The organism is Pseudomonas putida (assembly GCF_001941965.1).
Classification (GTDB): Bacteria; Pseudomonadota; Gammaproteobacteria; order Pseudomonadales; family Pseudomonadaceae; genus Aquipseudomonas; species Aquipseudomonas putida_L.
The window spans coordinates 1-26,488 of record NZ_MKZO01000028.1 but is presented as its reverse complement, the minus strand read 5'-3'; the positions used below and the strand labels follow the sequence as shown (position 1 = coordinate 26,488).

Here is a 26,488-nt window from a genome sequence, read left to right as displayed (position 1 = left end):
GCCCACTGTCAGGAGAAGAGCATGAGCCGTGCCCTGCATGACGCTGCCACCGGCACCCTGTTCGGCGTTGCGCTGAACTACAAGGGGCTGCTGGAACAGCGTCTCGCCGAATTCGAACAGGCGCCGTACCAGAAGCCACCGGTCAAGCCGGTGCTGTTCATCAAGACCCCCAACACCCGCAATGGCCATGGCCAGCCCGTGGTCTACCCGAACGGCGTCGAGCGCCTGCAGGCCGGCCCGGCCCTGGGTGTGGTGATCGGCAAGCGCGCCAGCCGGGTCAGCGCCGAACAGGCCCTGGAGCATGTCGCCGGCTTCACCATCGTCAACGAATTCAGCCTGCCGGAAGAGAGCTACTACCGCCCGGCGGTCAAGGCCAAGTGCCGTGACGGCTTCTGCGTGATCGGCCCGGAGCTGGTGCCGGTGGCACAGATCGCCGACCCGCATGCCCTGGACATCCGCCTGTTCATCAACGGCGAAGTCCGCCAGCAGAACAGCACCGCCAACCTGGTGCGCGGCATCCCGCAACTGATCGCGGAAATCACCGAGTTCATGACCCTGCATGAAGGCGACGTACTGATCACCGGCACCCCGGAAGGCCGTGTCGACGTGCAGCCGGGCGACCAGGTCGAAATCGAAATCACCGGGCTGGGCCGTCTGGCCAACCCCATCGTCGCCGAGCAGGAGGCCCACTGATGAAACACGCTCGTATCCGTTTCCAGGGTGAAGTCCACGCGGTGACCGTGGAAGCCGACAACGCCGTGCGCCTGGCCGATGGCCGCCTGATCGGCGAAGACCAGGTCGAGTGGCTGCCACCGGCCAACGGCAGCATGTTCGCCCTCGGCCTGAACTACGCCGACCACGCCGCCGAACTGGCCTTCGCGCCACCCACCGAGCCGCTGGCCTTCGTCAAGTCGCCAGGCACCTACACCGGCCACAACCAGATCACCTGGCGCCCGGACAACATCAAGTACATGCACTACGAGTGCGAGCTGGTGGCCGTGATCGGCAAGCCGGCACGCAACGTCAAGCGCGAGGACGCCCTGGAGTACCTGGCGGGCTACACGGTCTGCAACGACTACGCCATCCGCGACTACCTGGAGAACTACTACCGGCCGAACCTGCGGGTGAAGAACCGCGACTGCACCACCCCGGTCGGCCCGTGGATCGTCGACGTGGCCGACGTGCCGGACCCGTCCAACCTGACCCTGCGCACCTGGATCAACGGTGAGCTGAAACAGGAAGGCAGCACCCGCGACATGATCTTCGACATCCCCTACCTGATCGAATACCTGTCCAGCTTCATGACCCTGCAACCGGGCGACATGATCGCCACCGGCACCCCGGAAGGCCTGGCCGACGTGGTCCCGGGCGATGAAGTGGTGGTGGAAGTGGAAGGTGTCGGCCGCCTGGTCAACCGCATCGTCAGCGAAGCCGAGTTCTTCGCCCAATACAATAAAGAGGCATGAGCATGATCAAGCACTGGATCAACGGCCGCGAGGTCGAGAGCAAGGACACCTTCGTCAACTACAACCCGGCCACCGGCGAAGCCATCGGCGAAGTCGCCAGCGGCGGTGCCGAGGAAGTCGCCCAGGCCGTTGCCGCGGCCAAGGAAGCCTTCCCGAAGTGGGCCAACACTCCGGCCAAGGAACGTGCCCGCCTGATGCGCAAGCTGGGTGAGCTGATCGACCAGAACGTCCCGCAACTGGCCGAACTGGAAACCCTGGACACCGGCCTGCCGATCCACCAGACCAGGAACGTGCTGATCCCGCGTGCCTCGCACAACTTCGATTTCTTCGCCGAAGTCTGCACGCGCATGGACGGCCACACCTACCCGGTCGACGACCAGATGCTCAACTACACCCTGTACCAGCCGGTGGGTGTATGCGGCCTGGTCTCGCCGTGGAACGTGCCGTTCATGACCGCCACCTGGAAGACCGCACCGTGCCTGGCCTTGGGCAACACCGCAGTCCTGAAGATGAGCGAACTGTCGCCGCTGACCGCCAACGAGCTGGGTCGCCTGGCGGTCGAAGCCGGTATCCCGAATGGCGTGCTCAACGTGATCCAGGGTTACGGCGCCACCGCTGGCGACGCCCTGGTCCGTCACCCGGACGTGCGTGCGATCTCCTTCACCGGCGGCACCGCCACCGGCAGGAAAATCATGCAGACCGCCGGCCTGAAGAAGTACTCCATGGAGCTGGGCGGCAAGTCGCCGGTGCTGATCTTCGAAGATGCCGACCTGGAACGTGCGCTGGACGCCGCGCTGTTCACCATCTTCTCGCTCAACGGCGAGCGCTGCACCGCCGGTAGCCGGATCTTCATCCAGGAAAGCGTGTACCCGCAGTTCGTCGCCGAGTTCGCCGCGCGTGCCAAACGCTTGATCGTGGGCGACCCGACCGACCCGAAAACCCAGGTCGGCTCGATGATCACCCAGGCGCACTACGACAAGGTCACCGGCTACATCCGCATCGGCATCGAGGAAGGCGCCACCCTGCTCGCCGGTGGCCTGGAGCGTCCGGCCAACCTGCCGGCGCACCTCGCCAAGGGCCAGTTCATCCAGCCGACGGTGTTCGCTGACGTGAACAACAAGATGCGCATCGCCCAGGAAGAGATCTTCGGCCCGGTGGTCTGCCTGATCCCGTTCAAGGACGAAGCCGAAGCGCTGCAACTGGCCAACGACACCGAATACGGCCTGGCCTCGTACATCTGGACCCAGGACATCGGCAAGGCGCATCGCCTGGCCCGCGGCATCGAGGCCGGCATGGTGTTCATCAACAGCCAGAACGTGCGCGACCTGCGCCAGCCGTTCGGCGGCGTGAAGGGCTCGGGTACCGGTCGCGAAGGCGGCCAGTACAGCTTCGAGGTGTTCGCCGAGATCAAGAACGTGTGCATCTCGATGGGCAGCCACCACATTCCGCGTTGGGGTGTGTGACCGGTAGATGAGGTTGCCTCGAAACCCGAGGCCACCCCAATCCCTGTGGGAGCTGGCTTGCCAGCGATAGGGCCATCAGCAACACCGCAGGGTGTCAGTCAGGGCCTCATCGCTGGCAAGCCAGCTCCCACAGGGACCGTGCAACCAACAAGAAACCAGGAGTTCCATCATGGGCGAAGTCGTCCTGGCAGCCAAAGTCTGCCACGTCCCCTCGATGTACCTGTCCGAGCTGCCCGGCAAGCATCACGGCTGCCGTGAAGCGGCCATCGCCGGGCACAAGGAAATCGGCCGCCGCGCCCGCGAGCTGGGCGCCGACACCGCCGTGGTGTTCGATGTGCACTGGCTGGTCAACAGCGCCTACCACATCAACTGTGGCGAGCATTTCGAAGGCATCTACACCAGCAACGAACTGCCCCATTTCATCAAGGACATGGCCTACGAATACCCGGGCTGCCCCGAACTGGGCGAGCTGATCGCCGCCGAAGCCAACGCCGCCGGCGTGCGCACCCAGGCCCACAACATCCCGAGCCTGGAACTGGAATACGGCACCCTCGTACCGATGCGCTACATGCACATGGACGTGCCGGCCACCGAGCGCCTCAAGGTCATTTCCATCGCCGCCTGGTGCGCCTGGCATCGCCTGGAAGACAGCCTGGCCTTCGGCGCCGCCGTGCGCCGGGCCATCGAGAAGAGTGACCGCAAGGTCCTGGTGCTGGCCTCCGGTTCCCTCTCCCACCGCTTCTCCGACGACCGCAACGCCGAAGCCAACATCCACAACTGGACCCGTGAATTCGACAAGCAGGTCGACATGCGCGTGGTGGAGCTGTGGAAGCAGGGTCGCTTCAAGGAGTTCTGCGCGATGCTCCCCGACTACGCCACCGCCTGCTACGGCGAAGGCGGCATGCACGACACCGCGATGCTCCTCGGCCTGCTCGGCGGCGCCGACTACGACAAGCCGGTGGAAGTCCTGACCGAAGCCTTCGGCAGCTCCGGCACCGGCCAGATCAACGCGATCTTCCCGGTTTGAACAGCTGCAAGCCACAAGCTTCAAGCCATAAGAAAAAGCGGTTCGCCGCGACCTTGAAATCAACGCAAAGCCTCTTGCCGCTTAGAGCTTGAAGCTTGCAGCCAAGGAACCCCGAAATGCCTCACTTCATCGCAGAAGTAACAGACAACATCGAAGCCCAGGCCGACCTGCCCGGCCTGTTCGAGAAGGTCCACGCCACCCTCGGCGCCAGCGGCGTGTTTCCCCTCGGCGGCATCCGCAGCCGTGCCGTGCGCCTGGACACCTGGCGCATGGCCGACGGCAAGCACGACTACGCCTTCGTCCATATGACCCTGAAGGTCGGCCACGGCCGCGACCTGGAAACCCGCAGCAAGGTGGCCGAGGAACTGTTCGCCGTCATCACCGAGCACTTCGCCGCCCTGCAGGCCGAGCGCCTGCTGGCCCTGTCGTTCGAGATGACCGAACTGCACCCGCAACTCAACTTCAAACAGAACAACGTCCACGCGTTCCTGAGCAACCAGGCGGGCTGACCTCCCCGCCTGAAATACCCACGGCCACTCTGACAAAAAAAGTACAAGATCATGAGCACAGCCAATACCGCAGATAGCGTCACCCTTGCCCGTCAGGATTCAACCCATTCCACCGTGACCTGGCGGCTGATGCCGCTGTTGCTGGTGTGTTACCTGTTCGCCCACCTCGACCGCATCAACATCGGCTTCGCCAAGATGCAGATGAGCACCGACCTGCACTTCAGCGACACCGTGTATGGCTTCGGCGCCGGGCTGTTCTTCATTGCCTATGCGCTGTTCGGCGTGCCGAGCAAAATTGCCCTGGACCGCTTCGGCCCGCGGCGCTGGATCGCCGCGCTGATGGTGGTCTGGGGCGCGCTGTCCACCAGCATGCTGCTGGTGGAAACGCCGACCGGCTTCTACGTGCTGCGCTTCCTCCTGGGCGTGGCCGAGGCCGGCTTCTTCCCGGGCATCCTGGTCTACCTCAACCGCTGGTACCCGGCGCGCCGGCGTGCCGGCATCACCGCGCTGTTCGCCATCGCCGTGCCCATGGCCGGGGTGATCGGCGGACCGCTGTCCGGCGGCATCCTCGAACTCTTCCATGACGCCGCCGGCCTGCGGGGCTGGCAGTGGATGTTTCTTATTGAGGGGGCTCCCGTCATCTTGCTCGGCCTGGTGGTACTCAAGTGCCTGCCGGACGGCTTCGCCAGCGTGAGCTGGCTGAGCGACGAGCAGAAACAGGGCCTGCGCGACGAGCTGAACAAGGAAGAACAGCGCAAGTCGATCACCTCCTTCGGCGGCATCCTCGGCGATGCCCGGGTCTGGCTGCTGGTGGCGGTGTACTGCGCGGTGATGCTGGCGGTGAACACCCTGGCCTTCTGGATGCCAACCCTGATCCACGCGGCCGGGATCGGCAGCGACGGCCGCGTCGGCCTGCTCAGCGCCGTGCCGTACTTGGCCGGCTGCTTCTTCATGATCGCCTGCGGACGCTCCTCGGACCGCCGTCGCGAACGCCGCTGGCACCTCTGCGTGCCGCTGCTGATGTCCGCCGTCGGCATCGCCGTGGCCGGTATCGCGCCGGAAAACCCGACCCTGGTCATGGGCGGCCTGATCGTCGCCGGCATGGGCGCCAGCGCGGCCCTGCCGATGTTCTGGCAACTGCCGCCGGCCTTCCTGTCCAACGCCACCCAGGCGGCCGGCATCGCCCTGATCAGCTCGTTCGGCAGCATCGCTTCGTTCGCCGCACCGTACCTGATCGGCTGGATGCGCGACACCACCCACAGCGCCAGCCTGGCCCTGTACGTGCTGGCCTTCTTCATCACTCTCGGCGGCCTGCTGGTGCTGCGCACCCACGCCGCCACCGTCAACCCTCAGTAAGAGACTCGATCATGCTCGACCACAGCCAGATCCTCAGCGCCGCGGCCCAACTGGACCGGGCCGAACGCAACCGCGAACAGGTGCGCCAGTTCTCCCTGGAGCACCCCGGCATCACCATCGAGGACGCCTACGCCATCCAGCGCGCCTGGGTGGCGCAGAAGATCAAGGACGGGCGCAAGCTGGTCGGCCACAAGATCGGCCTGACCTCCCGCGCCATGCAGGTCTCCTCCAACATCACCGAGCCGGACTACGGCGCGCTGCTGGACGACATGCTGTTCGAGGAAGGCAGCGACATCCCGTTCGAGCGCTTCATCGTGCCGCGGGTCGAAGTGGAGCTGGCGTTCATCCTCGGCAAGCCGCTGAAAGGCCCGAACATCACGGTGTTCGACGTGCTCGACGCCACCGAGTGGGTGATCCCGGCCCTGGAGATCATCGACGCGCGCATCCAGCAGGTCGACCCGCAGACCCAGGTCACCCGCAAGGTCTTCGACACCATCTCCGACAACGCCGCCAATGCCGGCGTGGTCATGGGCGGGCGGCCGGTGCGGCCGACCGAAATCGACCTGCGCAAGGTCCCGGCGGTGCTCTACCGCAATGGCGTGATCGAGGAATCCGGCGTCTCCGCCGCCGTGCTCAACCACCCGGCCAAGGGCGTGGCGTGGCTGGCCAACAAACTGGCGCCGTACGACGTCACCCTGGAAGCCGGGCAGATCATCCTCGGTGGCTCCTTCACCCGTCCGGTGGCGGCACGGCCGGGCGATACCTTCCATGTCGACTACGACATGCTCGGCTCCATCGCCTGCCGTTTCGTCTGATCAGGAGGTTTCCATGGACATGCCCATCAACCGCTTCAAGCAACGCCTGCAGCAGGACCAGGCGCAGATCGGCCTGTGGCTCGGCCTGGCCGATGCCTATTGCGCGGAACTGGCGGCCAACGCCGGGTTCGACTGGCTGCTGATCGATGGCGAACACGCTCCGAATGACCTGCGCGGGATGCTCGCGCAACTGCAGGCCGTGGCGCCTTATGCCAGCGAAGCGATCATTCGTCCGGTGATCGGCGAGACCGCGCTGATCAAGCAGGTGCTCGATATCGGCGCGCAGACCCTGCTGGTGCCGATGGTCGACACGGCCGAGCAGGCGCGGCAGCTGGTGCGTGCCGTGCACTATCCGCCGAAGGGCGTGCGCGGCGTGGGTAGTGCACTGGCGCGGGCTTCGCGCTGGAACAGCATCCCGGGGTACCTGGATCACGCCGATGCGCAGATGTGCCTGCTGGTGCAGATCGAGAACCTGGAGGCGCTGGCGAATCTGGACGAGATCGTGGCGGTGGACGGCGTCGATGGCGTGTTCATCGGGCCGGCGGACCTGAGCGCGTCCATGGGCCATCGCGGCAATCCGGGGCATCCTGAGGTGCAAGCGGCGATCGAGGACGCGATCCTGCGGATCAACAAGGCCGGCAAGGCGGCGGGGATCCTCAGTGCCGACGAGAAACTGGCCCGGCGCTATATCGAGCTGGGGGCGAAGTTCGTCGCGGTGGGGGTGGATACCACGGTGCTGATGCGCGGGTTGCAGGGGTTGGCGGCGAAGTTCAAGGAAGGCCAGGTGGTACAGCCAACCTCCGGCGGCGTCTACTAAGTAGCTATCGCTGGCAAGCCAGCTCCCACAGGGACCGCATGCGCCGCGAACCCTGTGGGAGCTGGCTTGCCAGCGATGAGGCCAGTACAGTCACCGCCGAACCTGTTTCAGTTCATCCAATAAACCAAGCAACTGCTTCAGCTTCTCCTCCCCGAACTGCCCCTGCAGCGCCTGGTAATTGGCCTCCATGCACTGGCTCATCGAGGCAAAGCACTGCTCGCCCTTCTCCGCCAGTTCCACCAGCACCCTGCGCTGGTCGGTCTCGGCCTTGCGTCGCTTCACCAGCCCCGCCGCCTCCATGCGCACCAGCACCCCGGTCATGCTCGGCTTGAGAATGCAGGCCTGGTCGGCCAGTCGATAGATCTCCATCTCGCCCTGCTGGCGCAGGATGCGGATCACCCGCCACTGCTGCTCGGTCAGGCCGTGTTCGTTGAGGGAAGGTCGGAAAAAGCGCATCGCGGCTTCGCGGGCTTGCAACAGGGTAAGGGTCAGGGACTGACGAGGACGGCTGGACATGAAGAAATACGGTGCTCAGGTTATTTTGTTAATACTTTAACAAAAAGCCCTGCCGGCAACAGTGCCTGGCATCGGCAATCAAATGCCCCGGCACGGAGGGGCAAGACAGGGTTCGACGCAACAGCGTTAATGACCACCTTTCTTCCCTGTTTCAAAGGAACCCTGCCATGCCTCTCCACGCTGCCCAACACAATATCCAGCTCAGCGAACTCGACGCCTGGGGCACCGTTGCCGACCTCGGCTCGGAGATCCTCGAAGGTGAAGTGCGCGCCTTCGGCAAAATGACCTTCGGTGCGCCGACCGACGCGGTCAGCAGCGCGTATTTCGGCACGACCCAGGGCAAGTTCCGCATGGTCTACCCGTTCAACGAACAGGCCGTGGTGGTCACTGGCGCAGTGCGCCTGACCGATGAAAGCACCGGCCAGGTGACCGAGTACAAGGTGGGTGACAGCTGGTTCGTGACCAAGGGCACGCCGGTGCTATGGGAGATTCTGAGCGAGAGCTTCGTGAAGCATTACTTCGCGGTGGCCTGAGTTTCTTCATAGGTCTTAAGGGCCTCATCGCTGGCAAGCCAGCTCCCACAAGTCCTGTGGGAGCTGGCTTGCCAGCGATGAGGCCCTCAAGATCTACACAGCAGCCCGAAGCGAAGCCGCAAAGATCGTCCACATCGCCCGCAACCGCCGCTCATACGCCGCCTGCCCCGCATAGATCAGCTCGACGATCAGACTGTCGATGACCCCGAGATAGGCATCCACGAACAACTCACGCTTCTCCCCGTCCAGCGTCGGAAACTGCTGCTCCAGCGCCTTGCCGAACACCTCGCCCATCCGCGCCAGGTAACCCTCGAACCCCGAGGACACCAGCGGCCGCAGATCCGCCGGCGGAAAGAACGCCGCCCGCAGCAGGAAGCGCAAATGCGCCGACTCCAGGAAACGCTCGGACAACTGCTGTGCATACAGCGCCCCCGGCAGCCCGCCATCGCCAGCGAAGCAACCTTCGACATACAGGCGCTCGGCCTCGATGGCCCGCTCGAACACCGCCTCGAACAGGTCCACCTTGCCGCTGAAATGCGCATACAGCGACGGCTTGCGCATGCCCACCGCCACGGCTATGTCGTTGAGCGAGGCGGCGTCGTAGCCGGATTCGGCGAACTGCTCGACCGCTACCAGACAAATCTTCTCCGCCGAAGGCGACAGGACTCTCATTGCATAACTTCCTTGATCAAACAGGCGAATATCAATGACCGGCCAGGCTGTTCAGTTCCACCGGTACATTACGGGTGCTGGCATACACCAGCGCTGCCACCAGCAAGGCCGCCACTGCCAGCAACAGCGCCCAGTGCGCCGCGCCCAGGGGCGCCATGATGCCTGACAGTGGCGTTGCCGACGACGAAATGATCAACTGCATGGCGCCCAGCAGCGCCGCCGTGGAACCCAGGGCGCGGCTTTGCGAAGACATGACCAGCGACATCAGGGTCGCCTCGGCCACCCCCAGGCCGAACATCGCCACGGCCATGCCGGCGACAATGCCCCACAGGCCGGCGCCCAGCTGCGTGCCGAGCAAGGCGATCAGCGCCCCCAGCAGCATCGAGCCTGCACCCCACTGCGCCAGGCGCACCAGGCCCTTGCGCGCGACCAGGCGGCCGGCCGTGATGGCACCGAGCAGGATCGCCACGCCGGTGGCACCGAACAGCGCGCCGAAGGCTTCCACCGACAGGCCGAAGTGGGTCTGGTAGACGAACGCCGCGCCACCGATGTAGGCGAACAGGAAGAAGAACACCGCCGACAGCGCCAGTGCCGGGCGCAGGAAGGCGCCGTCCCGGGCGATACGGGCGTAGGTGCGCAGGAAGTCACTGGGGCGCCAGGCCATGCGCTTGTCCACCGGCAGGGTCTCCTTGAGCACCCAGGCCGAATTCAGCAGCACCAGCACACCCAAACCAGCCAGGGTCAGCATGATCGCCCGCCAGCCGAAGTGCGCGCCGATAAAGCCGCCCAGGGCCGGCGCAAGTACCGGCGCGAGGCCTTCGATGGTCATCAGCAGGGCGAAGATCTGCGCCGCCCGCGCGCCTTCGGCGACGTCGCGGACCATGCTCATGATCACCACCAGGGTCAGGGCGCTGCCCAGGCCCTGGACGAAACGCGCCAGCAGCAGCGCATCCAGACTGCCGGCCTGGGCGGCGGCGAGGGAACTGGCGACGAACACCGCCAGCCCCACCAGCAACGGCCGGCGCCGCCCGAGAGTATCCACCACCGGCCCGAACAGCAGCTGTCCGGCGCCCATGGCAAGGAGGAAAACGGTCAGGGTCAGTTGCACCCTGGCATAGGACGCCCCGTACTCCTCGGCAATACCCGGCAGGCTGGCCAGGTACATGTCCACCGCCGACGGACCCAGGGCACCAATCAGGGCCAGGGCCACGGCGAAGCGGACGTGAGGGGTCGGGGCTGATTCCGGGATTTGCATTTGAAGCTCTTCCAAGTGTGGGATGAAACGGATGCCGGTCGTTAGGTAATAATTTAACCTAACGACCGGTAGGTAGACAACTTGGGCGAGCCTAAAGGCAACCCGGTCAAGGGTCAAGTCAGCGTTTCACGGAATATCTCTCAGCTCAGGACCAGACCCGCAAGGCTGCTGCTGCGGAAGTCCTTGGGCGACTGCTCGTACTGCTTCTTGAACGAACGGCTGAAGTGCGCCGAATCGGTGAAGCCCCACTTGTAGGCGATGGTGGTGATGGATTCGGTCTTGTGGATCGGGTTGGCCAGGTCGTCGGCGCTGCGCTGCAGGCGGGCGCGCTGGATGTAGCGGCAGACGCTCTCGCCCTGCTCCTCGAACAGGCGATACAGGTGGCGCACCGAAATGTTCAGGCGGCTGGCCAGGCTGACCGGGGTCAGGCCGGGTTGGCCGAGGGACTCGTCGATGACCTTCTGCACGTAGCTGCGCAGGTCGGCGCCTTGCAGCGAGGCTGGCAGGCGGCTGTCCTGGTCGCTGCCTTCGAGGGCCGAGCCGAGCAGCGAGAGGAAGGCACTGTGCAGCGCGTCGCCTTCGGCCTGCTCGCCATCCTGGGCACTGCTTTCCTTGCACAGTTGGTCCATCAGCAAGTGGAGCATGCGCCCGCAGGCCTTGCTCTGGGAGATCTTGCCGAAGATCCGTTGTTCGCCGCCCAGTTGTCGGCATACCTGGTCCCGGGACAGGCCGAGGGAAGCATGTTCGATCAGGCCGAAGGGTGTGATTTCGCAGGCGCCCACCGAGTCCATCAGCAGCATTTCGCCGGGGGCCAGTTGCAGGCTGGTGCCATTCTGGGTGATCTGGGAAAAACCGGTGCGCTGGCTGACCAGGAAGCAATGCTGGTCATTGTCGCGATCGGCCTTGAGGCCATTGCGCCGGATCACCCCGGCGTTGGTGCGCAGGTGGGCCATGCCCAGCCCACCCCGCGACCAGGTGGAAATCTCGCCGATGAACAGCGAGCGGTTGAACGCAAGTTCGGTTTCGAAATACCCGCACGTTGCCTGCATCGCCGCGTTCCAGCGATCCAGGGCCGAGCCGGTAGCCTGATGGATACTCATGACGTACCTCCACAGTGGCATCTTGTTTTTGTCGGGCAATAGTTAACATGTTATCTATATGCGCGCAACAATTCTGTAAGCCTGTGTGTGAAAGCATATTGAGTGCCAACCTTTCGTTAGGTCGGTTTACGCGGACCCTGTGGGAGCTGGCTTGCCAGCGATTTGGCCGGATCTGACAACATCTTCGCCCAGGCCGGCCTCATCGCTGGCAAGCCAGCTCCCACAGGGTTTTGCAGCGGTTTCGGATCAGTGGTTTTCCAGCAGTCTCTTGAAGCCGATCAACGCGCTCAGCAACAACTCCCTCTGCTGCGAATCAACGCGGATATACCGCCGAAACGCCGGCATCCGGTTAACAACTTCACTACCGCCCATATGCTCCAGGACCAGCGTCCACTGCCCTTCGGCACGCTCCAGGCGCAGGCGCTTGAAGTCCAGCGGCATCAGCGCCTGGTACAGGCACTGGTCCTGCTCCAGGCGCTGGCGCAGGCGGTCCATCAAACCCGCCTCACCGCCCTTCTGCTTCCAGCCCAGGCCGCTGCGGCGAATCGCGCCAGTGTGGTGCACTTCCAGGGTCGCAGCGCCCTCGGAAGCGGCACTGCACTGCAGGCGAAACTCGCAGACCACGATGTGCATCAGCAACTGCGACTCGGTGCGCTCGCGCACCTCGAACTCCACCCCGCCGGCCAGGCTGAAGCGCGCCCGGCCGGGTTCCAGCACCTGGCACCCGGCAAGGCCAAGGTTGCGCCGCAGGTGCTCCAGGGTCACCCCCGGGCGGTAGCCCGAGGGTGCGCGATCAAACAGTTTTTGCCAGAGGTTCGGCGTAGTGGCTGCCATGATGGACTCCAGGTTCGTTGGCAAACTCCTTCGCCAAAACTTCTTCGACGACCGCTGGCTTGAACGGGTTGACCCGCTGTACCACCAAGGTCCAGAACAGCGCGTAGACCGCCGTACCACCGAGCATCCAGGCAAACGGCACATAGACGTCCGCAGGGTCCATGCCCGGCGGGGTGATGAACCACATGCCCAGCAGGATGCCGACGCTGGAGACGATCTGCGGCAGCGGGAACAACGGCGAGCGGTAGGCTCGCGGCAGGTCCGGGCGGCGGATGCGCAGGATCACCACCGACAGGGTCACCAGCAGGTACGCGGTGCTCCAGGCGCAGACTGCAGCCAGCACCAGGTGCATGATGTTGTCGGTGTTGCCGCCCAGGTACAGGGCGTGCAGGCACGGGATCAGCATGGCCACGAGGATGCACAGCAGCGGGGTCTTGTAGCGCGGGTGCAGGTAGGTGAAGACCTTCGGCAGCGCGCCGTCCACGGCCATCCCGTAGAGGATGCGCGGCACACCGGCCATCAGGGTGTTGATGGTCGCGGCGCCGGCGAACAGGAAGCCGACGCCCAGCCACAGCGGGCCGATATCGCCCATCACCTGCTCGGCGAATTTCGGGATGGCCATCGGCGTGTCCAGCAGGTGCACGCCGGAAGCGGCGTCCAGCACCACGTTCTCGACCTGGCGCTTCATCGCCGCGCCGTAGATGAACATGCAGCTGGCCACGCCCAGCAGGCCGAGGGCCATGGCCCGTGGCATGGTCCGCGCCGAGCGGCGCAGGTCCGGGGCCAGCGGGGTGACGAACTCGCAGCCGACGAACATGAACATGGCCATGCCCACCAGGGACAGCACGGTGATCAGGTCGGTGCCGACCATCGACTCGCCGAACCAGCCGTCCAGTTGCACCGCCGGCGCGGCGATCAGGCCGAGTACGCCGAACACCATCAGGGTGGTCCACATGCCGAAGGTGAGGATGATTTCCGCCTTGCCGAAGGCGCTGACGCCGAAGGCATTGAGGATCGCGAACACCACCACGAAGCCCACGCCCAGCAGCCAGGAGCCGCCGGCGGATTCAGCCAGGGTGTTGAGGTGCTCGAAGTTCACCAGGGCCATGACCCCGGCGAGGATGGTCTCGGCGGTACCGGCGAAGACGTGGACGATCAGGTAGGCCGAGAGCGTACCGGTGATCGCGAAGAAGCGGCCCATGCCGCAGTTGATGTAGTCGTAGACCGAGCCTGTGGTCGGCAGGATGGCCGCGGCTTCGGCGAAGGTGGTGGATTGCGCCAGCATCAACAGCACCGCGATCAGCATCGCCATGGCGAAGGCGCTGCCGCCGATGCCGAAGCCCATGGTCGCGGTCAGGATGACGGGGCTGGCCATGATCAGGCCGATGGTACTGGCAAGGGCGGTGGGGAACCCGATCGTGCCCCGGTTAAGGTGCGCGCTGAGCGTGTCGTTGAGCGACATGGTGAAGACCTCAAGTGCCGTTGTTATGGTTGTGCGTCACTGTGCGCCGCACTCCATTGCCACGTCTTGCCCCAGGCTGCCGGGGGTTTTGTTGCTGGCTGCCAGGCCTTGAGAGGGAGGTTGCCTGTACCGGCCTCATCGCTGGCAAGCCAGCTCCCACAAGGTCCGCATGCGCCGCAAACCCTGTGGGAGCTGGCTTGCCAGCGATGAGGCCCTCAAGCTCTAAACATCAACCTTGCCCATGCGCCTTCTGCTTCAACCGCTCCGTATCCACCTGCACGAACACCGAATCCGCCATCACCGTGAGCACATCCCCCGCCCACACCTCGCAGATCACCCGGGTCTTGCGCCCGAGTTCACCTTCCACCCGCGCCTTCAGGGTCAGTTCCACGCCCATCGGCGTCGGCTTGAGGTAGGTCAGCCCCAGATGTCCGGTCACGCAATCGATCCGTGGCAACGACCCCGGCTCGCGCCCCTGGGCCCGGTAGTGATACGCCATCACCGTCCAGTTGGAATGACAATCGACCAGCATCGCCAGCAAGCCGCCATAGACCAGGCCGGGCCAGCCGCAGAAGGTGCTGTCGGGAGAATGGGTGCAGACCACATGGACGCCGTCGTCGGCCCAGTGGCTCTTGAGGTGCAGGCCGCTCGGGTGCGCCGAGCCGCAGCCGTAGCAGACGCCATCCGGCGCCGCCAGGTCCTGAAGGGAGAGAACTTGAGAAGTCATTTGTTTCCAGATTTGTTTTTGTAGGAAAGTTCAGATGTTAACGCTCTCTCCTTTCTGATTCAAAGTGGGGCATTGTCTGCGTCATTAGGTCTCATATGGCTTCCGGCCATGCCGGGAAGGAGTAAGCTACAACCCCAGCAAGGCCCCACATCAGAACAAGGACTGCTGCGATGATGCTTCAAGATGCCGGCTGGCATTATGCCGATGATGGTTCCCCACGCCACGCGCCCTACACCGGGCTGTTCCTCGCCTGGAGCGCGACCCGCGACCTGCTCAGCCGCGACTTCAAGGCCGACTACGACGCCGAGATCCAGGCCCTCGCCGAGCGCCTGCTGACCCCCGCCCGCTTCTTCCAGTTGTGCTGCGACAACCTGCTGGTGGACGAAGACCTCAACCGCCAGGGCAACGCTTTCGCCGCCCACTACCTCGGCCGCCAGGCCCCGTCCCTGCCCGACGACCTGACCCAGTTGCTGGGCATGGTCAGCATCGATGAGCCCGGTGCCAGCTGGGAACACTACGACCTGCTGGAAGCGCGCCTCGACCAACGGTTCGCCCAATGGCGGGCCGGTCAGTGAACCTGACGCGATAAAAATGGTCTTTTCGCGGTGGCTTGTCGCGGCACTCCCTGACTGACAGGCCCCGGGGACGTCCAACGGTTATCCCCTTTTTTCGTTGCGCTGGCGGCAGGCATGCCGGTCGGCGGTTTTCATTTTTTTCTTCTCGGGGAAGATAACCATGCGCCTGCTTCGCCCTCTCCGCGCACGCTCCGCCGTGCTGCCCGCGCTGTTCGCCGGCCTCCTGCTGAACACCGTCGCCCACGCCGAAGAACCCGCCAGCGATGATCGCTGGGTCAGCGACAGCCTCAGCACCTACGTGCGCAGCGGCCCCACCGACGGCCATCGCCTGGTCGGCACCCTGAAATCCGGGCAGAAGGTCAAGCTGCTCGGCACCCAAGGCAGCTACAGCCAGGTCCGTGGCGAATCCGGCGACACCGTGTGGATCTCCAGCAACGACCTGCAAGACGTGCCCGGCCAGGCCGAGCGCCTGCCGCAACTGACCGAGCGCGTGACCCAGCTCGAACAGGAACTGAAGACCATCGACGACAGCTGGAAAAACCGCGTCCAGGGCCTGCAGGAAACCTCCGACTCGCGCAAGAACCTGGTGGACGAACTGCAGGCCCGCAACCAGTCCCTCAGCGAGGAACTGGCCCAGGCCCAGTCGCAGTTGCGTGACACCCAGGCCCGCCTCGGCGACGAGAACAAGCAGGTGATGATGCGCTACATGGTCTACGGCGGTGGCATCGCCGGGGCCGGTCTGCTTGCCGGCCTGATCCTGCCGATGCTCACCCGCGGGCGCAAACGCAGCAGCGGCTGGGCTTAATCTTCCCGGGTCAGCGCATAGGGCCCGCTGGCGAGCTGTTCCCGCAGGAACGCCACGCAGGCCCGCACCTTGGCCGAACTGGACGAGCGCACCGCCGTCACCGCCCAGATATCTGCCGGCTGATGCCAGGCCGGCAGCACCTGGACCAGCGCGCCACTCTCCAGGCTGCCGGCGATATCCCAACGCGAGGCCATGATGATGCCGTGGCCGTCATGGGCCCACTGGCGCACGATATCGCTATGGTTGGAGGCCATCGGCCCGGTGACCTTGACCGTCTCGGCGCCATTGGGGCCCACAAGACGCCACACCCCGAAACGATCATCGCGGCTGCGGAACAGCAGGCAGTCATGCTGGGCCAGGTCCGCCGCCACCTTGGGCGCGCCGCGCTTGGCCAGGTAATCCGGCGCCGCCGCCAGCACCCGGGTGCTTTCGGCGATGCGGTGGGCGATCAGGTGTTTCTCCTGCACCTCGCCGACGCGGATATCGATATCGAAGTTGTCGGCGATCAGGTCGACGCGCCGGTCCAGCAGCTCAAGCCATACCTCCAGCGCCGGGTACTGGCGACGCAGCAGCGAGAGGATCGGCGCGATATGTTCGCGGCCCAGGCGCAGGCTGGTGCAGAGGCGCAGCGTGCCTTGCGGCTCGCGCTGCCCGCCGGACAGCGCATCGACCATCGCCCCGACGTCCTCGAGGATCTTCTGTGCCCAGACAAAGGCCGCCTCGCCGTCGCTGGTGATATTCACCCGCCGGGTGGTGCGGTTGAACAGCTTGACCCCGAGTTGCTCCTCCAGGGTGGCGATGCGCTTGCTGACATGCGCCGGCGACAGCCCGGTCTCGCTGGCGGCCGCGATAAAGCTGGAGCGCCGGGCCACTTCGCAGAACAGCTGGAGGTCGCGCAGCAGCGGCTCATTATTCGCTGTGAGCACATTCTGATTCTTCATTACGCCCGATTATCTCCTGGGACTTTTTATTTAGCCTCTCACACAACCTGCCTTGCCTTGAAGCAGGACCTCAAAAGAACAAGAGAGACCTATGAAGAAGATCCGCATTGCCGTGGCCGGTGCCGGGCTGATCGGCCGCCGCCATATCGAACTGATCCAGGCCAGCCAGGACTGCGAGCTGGCCGCCATCGTCGACCCGTTGCCGGCAACCGCCGCCTTCGCTGAAAGCCTCGGCGTGCCGCTGTTCAGCGACCTCGACAGCCTGCTCGCTAGGCAGCGCCCCGATGGCGTGATCCTCGCCACCCCCAATCAACTGCATGTCGAAGGCGCCCTCGCCTGCGTCGCCCATGGCGTGCCGGCACTGATCGAAAAGCCGGTCGCCCACACCCTGGAAGAAGGCAAGCGCCTGCTGGAGATTGCCGAACAGGCCGGGGCGAAGCTGCTGGTCGGTCATCACCGCGCCCACAGTGCGATCCTGGAAAAGGCCCGGGAGGTGATCGCCGAGGGCGTGCTGGGCAACCTGGTGGCGGTGATGGGCAGCGCGCTGTTCTACAAGCCCGACGACTATTTCGATGCCGCCCCGTGGCGCCGCGAGGCCGGGGGCGGGCCGGTGCTGATCAACATGATCCACGAGATCGGCAACCTGAGGTCGCTGTGCGGCGAGATCGTCGCCGTGCAGGCCCAGGCATCCAGTGCCACCCGGGGCTTCGTGGTGGAAGACACGGTGTCCATCAGCCTGCGCTTCGCCAGTGGCGCGCTGGGCACCTTCATGCTCTCCGACACCGCCGCCTGTGCCCGCAGTTGGGAGCAGACCGCGCGGGAAAACCATGACTACCCGAGCTACGACGACGAGGACTGCTATGTGCTCGCCGGTACCCAGGGCTCGCTGTCGATCCCGACCATGCGCCTGAAGTACTACGGTAAACGCGAGGATCGCTCTTGGTGGAAGCCGTTCGAAACGGCAGTGGCGGGGTTGCAGGAAGCCGATCCGCTGGCGCGGCAACTGGCGCATTTCTGCCAGGTGATTCGCGGTGAGGCCGAGCCGCTGGTGAGTGTGCGGGACGGGTTGCGCAACCTGCAGATCGTCGATGCGATCAGCGAGGCGGCGCGGACCGGGCAAATCGTTTCAACCCAAGCGTTGTAGAGACCTTTCGGGCCCTATCGCTGGCAAGCCAGCTCCCACAGGTATCGCATGCACCGCTGGACCCTGTGGGAGCTGGCTTGCCAGCGATGAGGCCCTCAAGACCACCATAAAAACAACAAGAGTGAACACCATGGCCACACACGACAATACCCGGCAAACCCGCAAGGCCACCGCCAGCGGCTGGGTCGGCTCCGCCCTCGAGTACTACGATTTCTTCATCTACGCCCAGGCCGCCGCGTTGATCTTCCCGCAGATCTTCTTCCCCGCCGGCGACCCGAAACTGGCGATCATCGCCTCCCTCGCCACCTACGGCGTCGGCTACCTGGCGCGCCCGGTCGGGGCCTTCGTGCTCGGCCACTGGGGCGATACCCGCGGGCGCAAGAACGTCCTGCTGCTGTGCATGTTCCTGATGGGCATCGCCACCTTCGCCGTCGGCCTGCTGCCGACCTTCAGCCAGATCGGCTACTGGGCCCCGGCCCTGCTGGTGATCCTGCGCCTGATCCAGGGCTTCGCCGTGGCCGGCGAGATCGCCGGGGCCAGCTCGATGATCCTCGAACACGCACCACCGGGCCGCCGCGGTTTCTTCGCCAGCTTCACACTGCAAGGCGTGCAGGCCGGCCAGGTGCTGGCGGCGGCGATCTTCCTGCCGCTGGCCTACTTCATGCCCGAGGAAGCCTTCAACAGCTGGGGCTGGCGCATCCCGTTCCTGCTCAGCGCCGCCGTGCTGATCGCCGCCTTCATCATCCGCCGCGAGGTCAAGGAGCCCGAAGCCTTCGTGCAGAAGGTCGAGAAGGTCACCCGCACCCGCTCGCCGATCCGCGAAGCCTTCAAGTACAGCTGGCACGGCATGCTGGTGGTGTTCGGCGTGTCGCTGATGAACGTGATCCCGGTGGTGACCACCATCTTCGGCGCCGCCTACGCGGTGCAACCGGCCTACGGCATCGGCTTCGACAAGAGCGTGTACCTGTGGATCCCGGTGGTCGGCAATATCGTCGCGGTGCTGGTGATTCCCTTCGTCGGCAACCTCTCCGACCGCATCGGCCGGCGCCCGCTGATCATCGGTGCGGCCATCGGTTGCGGGCTGATGTCGTTCCTCTACCTGTACGCCATCAGCATCCACAGCGTGCCGCTGGCCTTCGCCGCCTCGCTGCTGATGTGGGGCACGATCTACCAGGGCTACAACGCGATCTTCCCGAGCTTCTTCCCCGAGCAGTTCCAGACCCACTACCGGGTCTCGGCCATGGCCGTGGCGCAGAACATCGGCTACATGATCACCGCCCTGCTCCCGGCCCTGTTCACCGCCGTGGCCCCGCCGGGCTCGGACAACGTGCCGCTGATGATCGGCGCCATCACCTGCGTGGTCACCGCGATCTCGGCGATCGCCGCCTGGAGCGCCCCGGAAACCTACCGCACCCCGCTGGACCAGCTCGGCAAGCCCGATGCCGTGGCCCTCGACAAGACCACCTACGACGCGCAACGGGCCCAGGCCCTGCGTACTCACTCCTGAACTGCATCCCTGAACCGGAAGTGTTTTAAGCCATGAAAACCGTACTCGTCCTCAACGGCCCCAACCTCAACATGCTCGGCCTCCGCCAGCCCGAGGTGTATGGCCGCGAGACCCTCGCCGATGTCGAAAGCCTGTGCCGCGCCGCCGGCAGCCGGCACGAGCTGGCCATCGAGTTCCAGCAGACCAACCACGAAGGCCAGATGATCGACTGGATCCACCAGGCCCGCGGCCGCGTGGCCGGCATCGTCATCAACCCGGGCGCCTGGACCCACACCTCGGTGGCCATCCATGACGCGCTGATCGCCGCCGAAGTGCCGGTGATCGAGGTGCACATCTCCAACGTGCATCGCCGTGAAGCCTTCCGGCACCACTCCTACGTGTCCCTGGTGGCGCAGTCGGTGCTGGCCGGTTTCGGCACTCACGGCTATGTCCTGGCCATCGAGCATTTCGCCAAGCAACTGCAAGGAGGCAACGCGTGAAAACCCTCTCCAATCCTGGCCAACGCCTGCGCCTGGGCTTCGTCGGCGGCGGCCTGGAGTCGTCCATCGGCTCCACCCACCGCTATGCCGCGCACCTGGACGGTCATTTCGAACTGGTGGCCGGCGTGTTCGCCCGTGATCCGGCGCGCAACCGCGCGGCGGCCGAGGCCTACGGCGTGGCCCCGGACCGGGTCTACCCGGACTACCCGACCATGGCCAAGGCCGAGGCCGCCCGTGAGGACGGCATCCACGCCACCGCGATCATGGCGCCGAACGCCGTGCACGTGCCGGCCAGCCTGGCGTTTCTCGAACAGGGTATCGACGTCATCAGCGACAAGCCGCTGGCGGTCAATATCGAGGAAGCCAACGTGCTGCTGGAGCGGGTCCGTCGCGGCCCTGCCCTGCACCTGCTGACCCACAACTACAGCGGCTATCCGCTGATTCGCGAAGCCCGCGAACTGATTGCCAAGGGTGTCATCGGCGACGTGCGCCTGGTCCAGGTCGAGCACGCCACCGGCTTCGGCACCCACCCGCTGGAACAGCAAGGCGCCAAGGCGCTGATGTGGCGCACCGACCCAGCGCAGTCCGGGCAGTCGTCGGTGCTGGCGGATGTCGGCGTGCATGCTCACCAGTTGCTGCGCTTCGTCACTGGCCAGGAAGTCAGCGAAGTCTCGGCCGAGCTCAGCACCCTGGTGCCGGGCCGCGCCAGCGACGACAACGCCCACGTCAAGCTGCGCCTGGACAGCGGCGCGCGGGGCATGCTCTGGGCCAGCTTCGTCGCGGCCGGGCACCGGCATGGCCTGCAGTTGCGGGTGTTCGGGTCGAAGGGCTCGCTGTATTGGCACCAGGAGGATCCGGAGCGTCTGGAGGTTCGTTATCAGGACCAGCCGCACCAGATCCTGCGCCGTGGCGAGGCCTGGCTGAGCGAGTCGGCGCGGTTGTCGACGCGGATCAAGGCGGGGCAGCCGGAAGGTTTGCTGGAGGCGTTCGCCAATATCTACAGCGAGGCGGCGGAGCGGATTCGTGCAAGGCGTGAGCAACGGGCGCCGAGTGCCCAGGGGATGCTGTGCCCGACGGCGGAGGATGGGTTGAAGGGGATGAGCTTTATCGATGCTTGTGTTCGATCGGATCGGGCTGAGGGGCGCTGGACTGAAGTCGCCTGATCCGATGCGGTCGGTGTGGGAACGAATTCACGAGCGAACGGGGGCGAAGCGGCCGCCAAACCTGAGTACGCAATCTTCCTGACACGCTTGCGCTTGGGCTGCTGCTCTTTAGTGCCACTAAGCCCAGACATTTCACTCGTTCTCTTCGGATTTTTCCTATATATCGACCTCTGGATGGCATGCAGGATCGCTCGGGAATTCTTTCCATGGCGATCCCGCATGTCTGCCCAATCCGATCTGCGCTTCACCTTCACCGCCGGTTCCGACACATTCGAAGTCGTCGAATTCCATCTCGTCGAAGGCCTCAGTGAAACCTTCCGTCTCGACGTCCAGCTGAGCAGCACCAACCCCGCCGTCGACTTCGGAGAAGTCCTCGACCGCCCCGCCTTGTTCACCATCTGGCAAGGCGAGAAGCCTGTGCGCTACGTGCACGGCTCGATCAGTACCTTCCAGCAAGGCGAAACCGGCTTTCGCCGCACACGCTACCGAGCCATCGTCGAGCCGCGCCTGGCCCGCCTGAAGCTGTGCTCCGACTGGCGCATCTTCCAGACCCTCAGCGTCACCGACGTCGTCACAACGATGCTTGAGAAGCACGCCCTCACACTCGACTACGAGCAACGAGTCACCCATCCCCATGCCACCCGGGAATATTGTGTCCAGGCGGGGGACACCGACTACGACTTTGTGGAACGCCTCGCCCGCGAAGAGGGTTTCTTCTACGGCTTCCTGCACAGCACCGAGGGCCACCGACTGGTCCACTGCGACCGCCTGTTTATCTTCGGCAAGCAGCAGGGCAATCCGGTGGAGTACAACCCGACTCCCGGAGGCGACCGCCCGGGCCCGGCGCTGCACCGCTTCACCTACGTCGAGAACGTGCGCAGCGCCCGCCAGGTGCAACGGGACTACAGCTTCAAGCACCCGCAGTACAACCATCAGACCCGGATCGAGGCCTCGGACCTCAAGCACCAGGCTCGAAGCTACGAACGCTACGACTACCCCGGACGCTACAAGGAGGATGATGCGGGCAAGGCCTTCACTCGCGACCGCCTGCGCGGGCTGCGTGGCGATGCCTGCCAGGTCATCGCCGAGGGCGACGATGCGCGGCTGGTGCCGGGTATCTACTTCGACCTCATCGGCCACCCGCGCGAGGACCTGAACCGCGGTTGGCGCCCGATCCACCTGGAGCATCGCGGCAAACAGCACGTCAGCCAGGGCGAGGACAGCGCCGGCGCCGAAACAGGCACCCACTACAACAACATCGCCACCCTGGTACCCGACGACACCGAATGGCGCCCCGAGCCGCTGCCCAAACCCTGTATCGACGGCCCGCAAGCGGCCCGTGTCGTGGGTCCGCCAGGCGAGGAAATCTACTGCGACGAGTATGGCCGGGTGAAGGTGCAGTTCCCTTGGGACCGTGAAGACAACGACAACGAGCACAGCTCCTGCTGGATCCGCGTTTCGCAGGACATCGCCGGGGCGCTGTGGGGGCATATGGCGATCCCGCGTATTGGTCAGCAAGTGTTCGTCTCCTACGTCGATGGCGACGCGGACCAGCCGATCGTGACGGGCCGCGCCTACAACGCGCTGCAGCGGCCGCCCTACGAGCTGCCCAGGCACAAGACGAAAATGACGATAAAGAGCGAGACCCACAAAGGGAACGGATTCAACGAGCTGTGCTTCGAGGACGAGGCAGGGCTTGAAGAGGTGTTCATCCATGCCCAGCGGGACCGCAACAACATCGTCAGGAACGACGAGACCACCTTCGTCGGGCATGACAGAAGCGAGCAGGTGGACAACGACGAAACCCTGACCGTCGGCCACGACCGCAAGGACACCGTGGGCAATGACGAGCACGTACTGATTGGACGTAATCGGCGGCATGAGATCGGTCAGAAAGACGAGTTGATCATCGGGCGTCACCACACCATCACCACGACCCGGGACCGTACCGAAGAGGTCGGCGGAAACCGCCGGGACACCATGGCTGCCAATCACCGGGTGGAGATCGGCGGACATCTGCAGCAACGGGTACAAGGGGCCGTCAGCCTGCAAGCAGGGCAGCGCATCGTCCAGCACACCAAGGTCTTCGAAATCCATTGCGCCGACGTGCTGGACATCAAGGGGCCAGGGGGCTCACTGCGTATCGACGCTGCGGGCATCACTCTGGATGGCATCACGCTCCAGCAGCAAGGGCCACTGAGGGCCTACCCACGAGGAAACAGCAACAGTATCGTCATGTCCGGCGTTGCGGACGTGAGCGAACCGGTGTGCGTGGGATGTCTGCTCAAAGCTATCGCCGAGGGGAGCAACCTGATCCCGATGGAAGGAGCACCTGCCGCATGACGACAACCTTCGCACGTGGACTGGTGGAGCAACTCCGGCCGCTACCAGACCATCGCCTGACAGCCATCGTGGAAATGGCTCGCCTGTCGCCTTCCGAGCGGCAGCAGGTTTTCGATACGTTCGGCAACGCCGGCTATCCGATCCTGCATCAGCAAGACTTTGCCAATCTTCGGGACATCGGCCCCTGGTTGTTCTGCTCCGGGGAGCACACCAGCCTGCAACGCCAGTCCGACTTCCATCATGACCTGAGCCAAGTGGCAGGCGATGCACCGACCAGTTGGCTGATAAGCGCCCTGGAACCCTCCAGGCTCGCTTTCCATCTCGGTGAGGCCGCCATTGCCCGAGGCCCGGACGGACGCACCCACCTGCTGCGCTTCTACAGCGAGAAAGCCTTTCCCGTGCTGTATTCCCGCCAGGACCTGCCCGGCATAGCGCACCTGCTTGCCCCCATCCACTCATGGTGGCTCAGGGAGCCCGAGTCTGACGTCGGTGATGGAGAAAAAGTCTGGCGACGCTATGCGGGCAAGGACCGGGCGGACTACTGCGGCGTTCCGCCGATCCACCTTGACCAGCTCTGTTGGGATGACCTGACGGGTGACAGCCTCAGCTACCAGTTGGTCGACCTGATCGACAAGCTGCAGGTAACCCCGGCCAGCGGGATCTGCCGCGGCAAGCGTCTGGCACAAGTCCGCAGGCTGCTGGCCGAAGCGCGCCGGGTGGGTTTGAGGCAGCAAGCGGACCAGAGCGACTACGCCCTCCTCCTGGCCCTGCATGACCGGGCCTTGCGCGGCGGCCTTCCATTGATAGACGCCCTGAAAGACGCCCTTGAAAGCAAGCAGCCCCTCGCCCAGACGCTGAAACGGCACATCACCCAGAAAATGCTGACGAGTCCCCAAAATGTCTGACATGGAAAAAACCTTCGAACTCTGCGAGCAGATGCGTACGTGGCTGCAAAGCCAGGGACCAGGCTCGGCCACGACCTGCACCCGCACCCTCTCTTTTCTCCCGCTGCGCCATAGCGCAGTGGGCGGCAACGCGAACCAGAGGGGACAACTGCCCTTCCTGCCACCACACCTGAGCCGCCCCACAAAGGTCGGTCGGCTCAGCGAGTCCGGCTATGCCTTGCGCCCCCTTCGTGAGGGTTTCCTCTATGTCCTCATCAAGCGCAAGGAGGCAGCCTACGCCTGGCATAGCCAGTACCGCGTCTCGGATATCGGCACACTCGACTTCATCGAGGCCGACCAACCCTGGGCCCCATCGGCTCCGGCCTTTGGTCCGGGCGGAGTGAAGGGCCTGACCTGGATGCTGCGGCTACACGACATGGACGACATCGATGACCTGCGCTTTCTCTACAGTCCCGCGCCCCTCACCCAGACAGTGCGTGACAGGTTCCGCCAGCTTGGCAAGTACCGCGACACCATGACCTCGGTGGATATCGCCGGACTGCTCTCGGCAGAGCCACCCGTCATGCCCAACGTACTCACCCCCGATGCCCTCGACCTGATCGCGGACTTCGCGGCGGACAGCAAGCCCGCGCTCAAGGAGCACCTCAAGACCCAAGCCTTCCAGCCTTTCCCGCCGCCCCGGCAGGCCGTGTCCGCAGAAATGCGGCCTGCTGCCGGACGCAACATCCCAGGCGGAATCGCCATCGTCCTGGACGATACCCTCGGCATGGTGCAGGAGCTCAATGCCTGGCGTAACGCGAGCAGCGACTCGTTCGACGCCTTCATGGCCGAAGAGGATGAAGAAAAAGTCGACAACCAGCGCAAGTTCACCATCGCCTTCGCCATCGACAACATCAGGAAGCTGGTGGAAGACGAGGCCGAGGCCAGCTATCGCGATCATCAGAAAAATCTCGGAGTGCGCTACACCGACCCGGAATACCAGGCAGGCAACAGGTATGCAGTGGTGCAGTCCTCCGGCAACTACCAGAGTTTCCGCAATCCGACGCACCAACGGCAGGTGCAGGAAGCCGCGGTCGAAGCTGCACGCGCCGGCAGTTGGAACAAGTACGAACCCTATATCGACGAGCAACGGCGCCAGGACTTCCTCAAGCGCTATCAAGCGGAGGCTGCCAAGGCCGATGCGGCTCGCGATGCGCGCACGGCGGATCACCTGCTCTGGCTGCAGAGCGAACAACTGCTCGATGCGCTCAAATTGTTCGACCGTGACGACACGGAACAGGCACTGTTGTTCGAAGACCAGATGGGCAAGGCCATCGCCGGAATGAATGCCACCGAAGCTGGCCAGGCGTTGCTGGAGCGCTGGCGTGAAGCGGAGGTCTCGCGGGAAAACCTGTATTGGCGGTCACTGGCACAGAATCAGCAGGATGCCGAAGAAGAAGTGGCTGCGTTGTACGAGGCCCGCAGCACGCTGGAGGACATCGACCCTGGTGCCCTGCAGGACCGGCTGAAGAAGCTGGCCTTCCTCTACGACCGTGCGCATGCCTTCATGGACGCGCTGGCCGAGGGCACGGGCGGACCACCGTCCAGCTACCTGGCGGGCGGGGCCATGTTGATCAATACCCTTGGCAACTCCCTGCTCCAGAACAAGCCCGCGACCCTTCTGGACAAGGCCGCCAACAAGGTTGCGGCAGCGGTGCTGCAGGCGCAACTGGGGAGCTACGCACAGAGCATCCAGCTCGAAATGCGTGGCGGGAAACCCCTCAGTCGCGGCGCGGCAGCGCGCATCGATCGGGCTGCGCAGCGCAGCTTCGAAGAGGCGCTTCAGGGGGGGAGCCGGGGGCCGATGGTAGAGATGCGGCTTGGCGGGGTCCTGGCGGTGCTGGATGTCTGGAATCTGCTCAACAAGCTGGCGGTCGAGGACAAAGGCAGCAGGCAATATGCCGAGTTGATAGCCGCGATACTGGCGGTGACGGCTGCTGGGGTCGAGATCGGCGCGGCGGCGGTGGCGTTTAGTGCGCGGAGTGGGAATGCTGCTGTTCAGCAGGGGGCCAAGGTGTTCGGCGGGGGCTTGAGG

26 protein-coding genes are annotated in these 26,488 nt (G+C 64.7%); 18 read left to right on the top strand and 8 right to left on the bottom strand.

The features are described from left to right. Positions 1–21: 21 nt before the first annotated feature. The 8 genes from PSEMO_RS17155 (at position 22) to hpaI (ending at position 7,453) form a co-directional block, all read left to right on the top strand. The gene (locus PSEMO_RS17155; RefSeq protein WP_075804189.1) at positions 22–693 is read left to right on the top strand and encodes a fumarylacetoacetate hydrolase family protein; all 672 of its coding nucleotides are present in this window, start codon (positions 22–24) and stop codon (positions 691–693) included. Continuing rightward, a complete protein-coding gene (locus PSEMO_RS17150) occupies positions 693–1,466 on the top strand; it encodes a fumarylacetoacetate hydrolase family protein (protein ID WP_075804188.1) in 774 nt (257 codons plus the stop codon). Before PSEMO_RS17155 ends, PSEMO_RS17150 begins: the two co-directional genes overlap by 1 nt. 2 nt (positions 1,467–1,468) lie before the next feature. Next, positions 1,469–2,929 carry a 5-carboxymethyl-2-hydroxymuconate semialdehyde dehydrogenase gene (gene hpaE / locus PSEMO_RS17145; RefSeq protein ID WP_075804187.1) on the top strand — a complete coding sequence of 487 codons (1,461 nt, stop codon included), beginning with the start codon at positions 1,469–1,471 and terminating at the stop codon, positions 2,927–2,929. A gap of 169 nt (positions 2,930–3,098) precedes the next feature. Further along, a complete protein-coding gene (gene hpaD / locus PSEMO_RS17140; RefSeq protein WP_075804186.1) occupies positions 3,099–3,956 on the top strand; it encodes a 3,4-dihydroxyphenylacetate 2,3-dioxygenase in 858 nt (285 codons plus the stop codon). Between the two features lie 116 nt (positions 3,957–4,072). After that, positions 4,073–4,465 carry a 5-carboxymethyl-2-hydroxymuconate isomerase gene (locus PSEMO_RS17135; protein WP_075804185.1) on the top strand — a complete coding sequence of 131 codons (393 nt, stop codon included), beginning with the start codon at positions 4,073–4,075 and terminating at the stop codon, positions 4,463–4,465. A gap of 51 nt (positions 4,466–4,516) precedes the next feature. Further along, positions 4,517–5,821, top strand: a complete 1,305-nt coding sequence (locus tag PSEMO_RS17130) for an MFS transporter (protein ID WP_075804184.1) — start codon at positions 4,517–4,519, stop codon at positions 5,819–5,821. An 11-nt stretch (positions 5,822–5,832) separates the two neighbouring features. Beyond that, on the top strand, positions 5,833–6,636 hold the full coding sequence (hpaH, locus tag PSEMO_RS17125) for a 2-oxo-hept-4-ene-1,7-dioate hydratase (RefSeq protein WP_075804183.1): 804 nt from the start codon (positions 5,833–5,835) through the stop codon (positions 6,634–6,636). A gap of 13 nt (positions 6,637–6,649) precedes the next feature. Beyond that, positions 6,650–7,453, top strand: a complete 804-nt coding sequence (hpaI, locus tag PSEMO_RS17120) for a 4-hydroxy-2-oxoheptanedioate aldolase (protein WP_075804182.1) — start codon at positions 6,650–6,652, stop codon at positions 7,451–7,453. A 90-nt stretch (positions 7,454–7,543) separates the two neighbouring features. Here the strand turns inward: hpaI and hpaR are convergent, their stop codons facing one another. After that, positions 7,544–7,969: a homoprotocatechuate degradation operon regulator HpaR gene (gene hpaR / locus PSEMO_RS17115; RefSeq protein WP_009394239.1), complete on the bottom strand. Its 426-nt coding sequence runs from the start codon at positions 7,967–7,969 to the stop codon at positions 7,544–7,546. A 167-nt stretch (positions 7,970–8,136) separates the two neighbouring features. Between hpaR and PSEMO_RS17110 the strand changes: the two genes are divergently transcribed. Beyond that, positions 8,137–8,502, top strand: coding sequence for a cupin domain-containing protein (locus PSEMO_RS17110; protein ID WP_075804181.1), 366 nt, complete (start codon positions 8,137–8,139; stop codon positions 8,500–8,502). 93 nt (positions 8,503–8,595) lie between these two features. On the opposite strand, the gene PSEMO_RS17105 is transcribed toward PSEMO_RS17110, so the two are convergent. From PSEMO_RS17105 to PSEMO_RS17080, 6 genes are all read right to left on the bottom strand, one after another. Then, positions 8,596–9,174 (bottom strand): TetR/AcrR family transcriptional regulator, encoded by a 579-nt coding sequence (locus PSEMO_RS17105; RefSeq protein ID WP_075804180.1) that lies wholly within the window; start codon positions 9,172–9,174, stop codon positions 8,596–8,598. 31 nt (positions 9,175–9,205) lie between these two features. Then, positions 9,206–10,429 carry a multidrug effflux MFS transporter gene (locus PSEMO_RS17100; protein WP_075804179.1) on the bottom strand — a complete coding sequence of 408 codons (1,224 nt, stop codon included), beginning with the start codon at positions 10,427–10,429 and terminating at the stop codon, positions 9,206–9,208. A 140-nt stretch (positions 10,430–10,569) separates the two neighbouring features. Next, complete coding sequence (gene feaR, locus PSEMO_RS17095; RefSeq protein ID WP_075804178.1) at positions 10,570–11,529, bottom strand: transcriptional regulator FeaR; 960 nt, start codon at positions 11,527–11,529, stop codon at positions 10,570–10,572. Between the two features lie 246 nt (positions 11,530–11,775). Continuing rightward, positions 11,776–12,363 (bottom strand): DUF3156 family protein, encoded by a 588-nt coding sequence (locus tag PSEMO_RS17090; protein ID WP_075804177.1) that lies wholly within the window; start codon positions 12,361–12,363, stop codon positions 11,776–11,778. After that, positions 12,323–13,825 carry an APC family permease gene (locus tag PSEMO_RS17085; RefSeq protein ID WP_075804176.1) on the bottom strand — a complete coding sequence of 501 codons (1,503 nt, stop codon included), beginning with the start codon at positions 13,823–13,825 and terminating at the stop codon, positions 12,323–12,325. The genes PSEMO_RS17090 and PSEMO_RS17085 overlap by 41 nt, the downstream gene beginning before the upstream one ends. Before the next feature lie 229 nt (positions 13,826–14,054). Continuing rightward, a complete protein-coding gene (locus tag PSEMO_RS17080; RefSeq protein ID WP_075804175.1) occupies positions 14,055–14,552 on the bottom strand; it encodes a PaaI family thioesterase in 498 nt (165 codons plus the stop codon). 170 nt (positions 14,553–14,722) lie between these two features. Here PSEMO_RS17080 and PSEMO_RS17075 point away from each other — a divergent pair, with 170 nt between their 5' ends. Both PSEMO_RS17075 and PSEMO_RS17070 read left to right on the top strand, forming a co-directional pair. Beyond that, a complete protein-coding gene (locus PSEMO_RS17075) occupies positions 14,723–15,127 on the top strand; it encodes a DUF7832 domain-containing protein (RefSeq protein ID WP_075804174.1) in 405 nt (134 codons plus the stop codon). A gap of 160 nt (positions 15,128–15,287) precedes the next feature. Continuing rightward, positions 15,288–15,932 carry a TIGR04211 family SH3 domain-containing protein gene (locus PSEMO_RS17070; RefSeq protein WP_075804173.1) on the top strand — a complete coding sequence of 215 codons (645 nt, stop codon included), beginning with the start codon at positions 15,288–15,290 and terminating at the stop codon, positions 15,930–15,932. On the opposite strand, the gene PSEMO_RS17065 is transcribed toward PSEMO_RS17070, so the two are convergent. Next, on the bottom strand, positions 15,929–16,873 hold the full coding sequence (locus tag PSEMO_RS17065; RefSeq protein WP_075804172.1) for a LysR family transcriptional regulator: 945 nt from the start codon (positions 16,871–16,873) through the stop codon (positions 15,929–15,931). The two genes, PSEMO_RS17070 and PSEMO_RS17065, sit on opposite strands and share 4 nt — an antisense overlap. Before the next feature lie 91 nt (positions 16,874–16,964). Between PSEMO_RS17065 and PSEMO_RS17060 the strand changes: the two genes are divergently transcribed. From PSEMO_RS17060 to PSEMO_RS17030, 7 genes are all read left to right on the top strand, one after another. Next, positions 16,965–18,017, top strand: a complete 1,053-nt coding sequence (locus PSEMO_RS17060) for a Gfo/Idh/MocA family protein (protein ID WP_075804171.1) — start codon at positions 16,965–16,967, stop codon at positions 18,015–18,017. Positions 18,018–18,147: 130 nt separating this feature from the next. Further along, positions 18,148–19,524 (top strand): MFS transporter, encoded by a 1,377-nt coding sequence (locus PSEMO_RS17055; RefSeq protein ID WP_075804170.1) that lies wholly within the window; start codon positions 18,148–18,150, stop codon positions 19,522–19,524. A gap of 32 nt (positions 19,525–19,556) precedes the next feature. Then, positions 19,557–20,003, top strand: a complete 447-nt coding sequence (gene aroQ, locus PSEMO_RS17050) for a type II 3-dehydroquinate dehydratase (RefSeq protein ID WP_075804169.1) — start codon at positions 19,557–19,559, stop codon at positions 20,001–20,003. Next, positions 20,000–21,166 (top strand): Gfo/Idh/MocA family protein, encoded by a 1,167-nt coding sequence (locus PSEMO_RS17045; protein WP_075804168.1) that lies wholly within the window; start codon positions 20,000–20,002, stop codon positions 21,164–21,166. The genes aroQ and PSEMO_RS17045 overlap by 4 nt, the downstream gene beginning before the upstream one ends. A gap of 219 nt (positions 21,167–21,385) precedes the next feature. Then, a complete protein-coding gene (locus tag PSEMO_RS17040) occupies positions 21,386–23,509 on the top strand; it encodes a type VI secretion system Vgr family protein (RefSeq protein WP_075804167.1) in 2,124 nt (707 codons plus the stop codon). After that, entirely contained in the window at positions 23,506–24,414 is a 909-nt protein-coding gene (locus tag PSEMO_RS17035; RefSeq protein WP_075804166.1) for a DUF4123 domain-containing protein, read from the top strand. The genes PSEMO_RS17040 and PSEMO_RS17035 overlap by 4 nt, the downstream gene beginning before the upstream one ends. Further along, a partial coding sequence (locus PSEMO_RS17030) for a T6SS effector BTH_I2691 family protein (RefSeq protein ID WP_144443588.1) occupies positions 24,407–26,488 on the top strand: 2,082 nt, incomplete at its 3' end. The genes PSEMO_RS17035 and PSEMO_RS17030, both read left to right, overlap by 8 nt.

Bases quoted from the DNA above. Each gene is read 5' to 3' on its own strand.
- PSEMO_RS17155 (WP_075804189.1), top strand. From the start codon at position 22: ATGAGCCGTGCCCTGCATGACGCTGCCACCGGCACCCTGTTCGGCGTT.
- PSEMO_RS17150 (WP_075804188.1), top strand. From the start codon at position 693: ATGAAACACGCTCGTATCCGTTTCCAGGGTGAAGTCCACGCGGTGACC.
- hpaE (WP_075804187.1), top strand. From the start codon at position 1,469: ATGATCAAGCACTGGATCAACGGCCGCGAGGTCGAGAGCAAGGACACC.
- hpaD (WP_075804186.1), top strand. From the start codon at position 3,099: ATGGGCGAAGTCGTCCTGGCAGCCAAAGTCTGCCACGTCCCCTCGATG.
- PSEMO_RS17135 (WP_075804185.1), top strand. From the start codon at position 4,073: ATGCCTCACTTCATCGCAGAAGTAACAGACAACATCGAAGCCCAGGCC.
- PSEMO_RS17130 (WP_075804184.1), top strand. From the start codon at position 4,517: ATGAGCACAGCCAATACCGCAGATAGCGTCACCCTTGCCCGTCAGGAT.
- hpaH (WP_075804183.1), top strand. From the start codon at position 5,833: ATGCTCGACCACAGCCAGATCCTCAGCGCCGCGGCCCAACTGGACCGG.
- hpaI (WP_075804182.1), top strand. From the start codon at position 6,650: ATGGACATGCCCATCAACCGCTTCAAGCAACGCCTGCAGCAGGACCAG.
- hpaR (WP_009394239.1), bottom strand. From the start codon at position 7,969: ATGTCCAGCCGTCCTCGTCAGTCCCTGACCCTTACCCTGTTGCAAGCC.
- PSEMO_RS17110 (WP_075804181.1), top strand. From the start codon at position 8,137: ATGCCTCTCCACGCTGCCCAACACAATATCCAGCTCAGCGAACTCGAC.
- PSEMO_RS17105 (WP_075804180.1), bottom strand. From the start codon at position 9,174: ATGAGAGTCCTGTCGCCTTCGGCGGAGAAGATTTGTCTGGTAGCGGTC.
- PSEMO_RS17100 (WP_075804179.1), bottom strand. From the start codon at position 10,429: ATGCAAATCCCGGAATCAGCCCCGACCCCTCACGTCCGCTTCGCCGTG.
- feaR (WP_075804178.1), bottom strand. From the start codon at position 11,529: ATGAGTATCCATCAGGCTACCGGCTCGGCCCTGGATCGCTGGAACGCG.
- PSEMO_RS17090 (WP_075804177.1), bottom strand. From the start codon at position 12,363: ATGGCAGCCACTACGCCGAACCTCTGGCAAAAACTGTTTGATCGCGCA.
- PSEMO_RS17085 (WP_075804176.1), bottom strand. From the start codon at position 13,825: ATGTCGCTCAACGACACGCTCAGCGCGCACCTTAACCGGGGCACGATC.
- PSEMO_RS17080 (WP_075804175.1), bottom strand. From the start codon at position 14,552: ATGACTTCTCAAGTTCTCTCCCTTCAGGACCTGGCGGCGCCGGATGGC.
- PSEMO_RS17075 (WP_075804174.1), top strand. From the start codon at position 14,723: ATGATGCTTCAAGATGCCGGCTGGCATTATGCCGATGATGGTTCCCCA.
- PSEMO_RS17070 (WP_075804173.1), top strand. From the start codon at position 15,288: ATGCGCCTGCTTCGCCCTCTCCGCGCACGCTCCGCCGTGCTGCCCGCG.
- PSEMO_RS17065 (WP_075804172.1), bottom strand. From the start codon at position 16,873: ATGAAGAATCAGAATGTGCTCACAGCGAATAATGAGCCGCTGCTGCGC.
- PSEMO_RS17060 (WP_075804171.1), top strand. From the start codon at position 16,965: ATGAAGAAGATCCGCATTGCCGTGGCCGGTGCCGGGCTGATCGGCCGC.
- PSEMO_RS17055 (WP_075804170.1), top strand. From the start codon at position 18,148: ATGGCCACACACGACAATACCCGGCAAACCCGCAAGGCCACCGCCAGC.
- aroQ (WP_075804169.1), top strand. From the start codon at position 19,557: ATGAAAACCGTACTCGTCCTCAACGGCCCCAACCTCAACATGCTCGGC.
- PSEMO_RS17040 (WP_075804167.1), top strand. From the start codon at position 21,386: ATGTCTGCCCAATCCGATCTGCGCTTCACCTTCACCGCCGGTTCCGAC.
- PSEMO_RS17035 (WP_075804166.1), top strand. From the start codon at position 23,506: ATGACGACAACCTTCGCACGTGGACTGGTGGAGCAACTCCGGCCGCTA.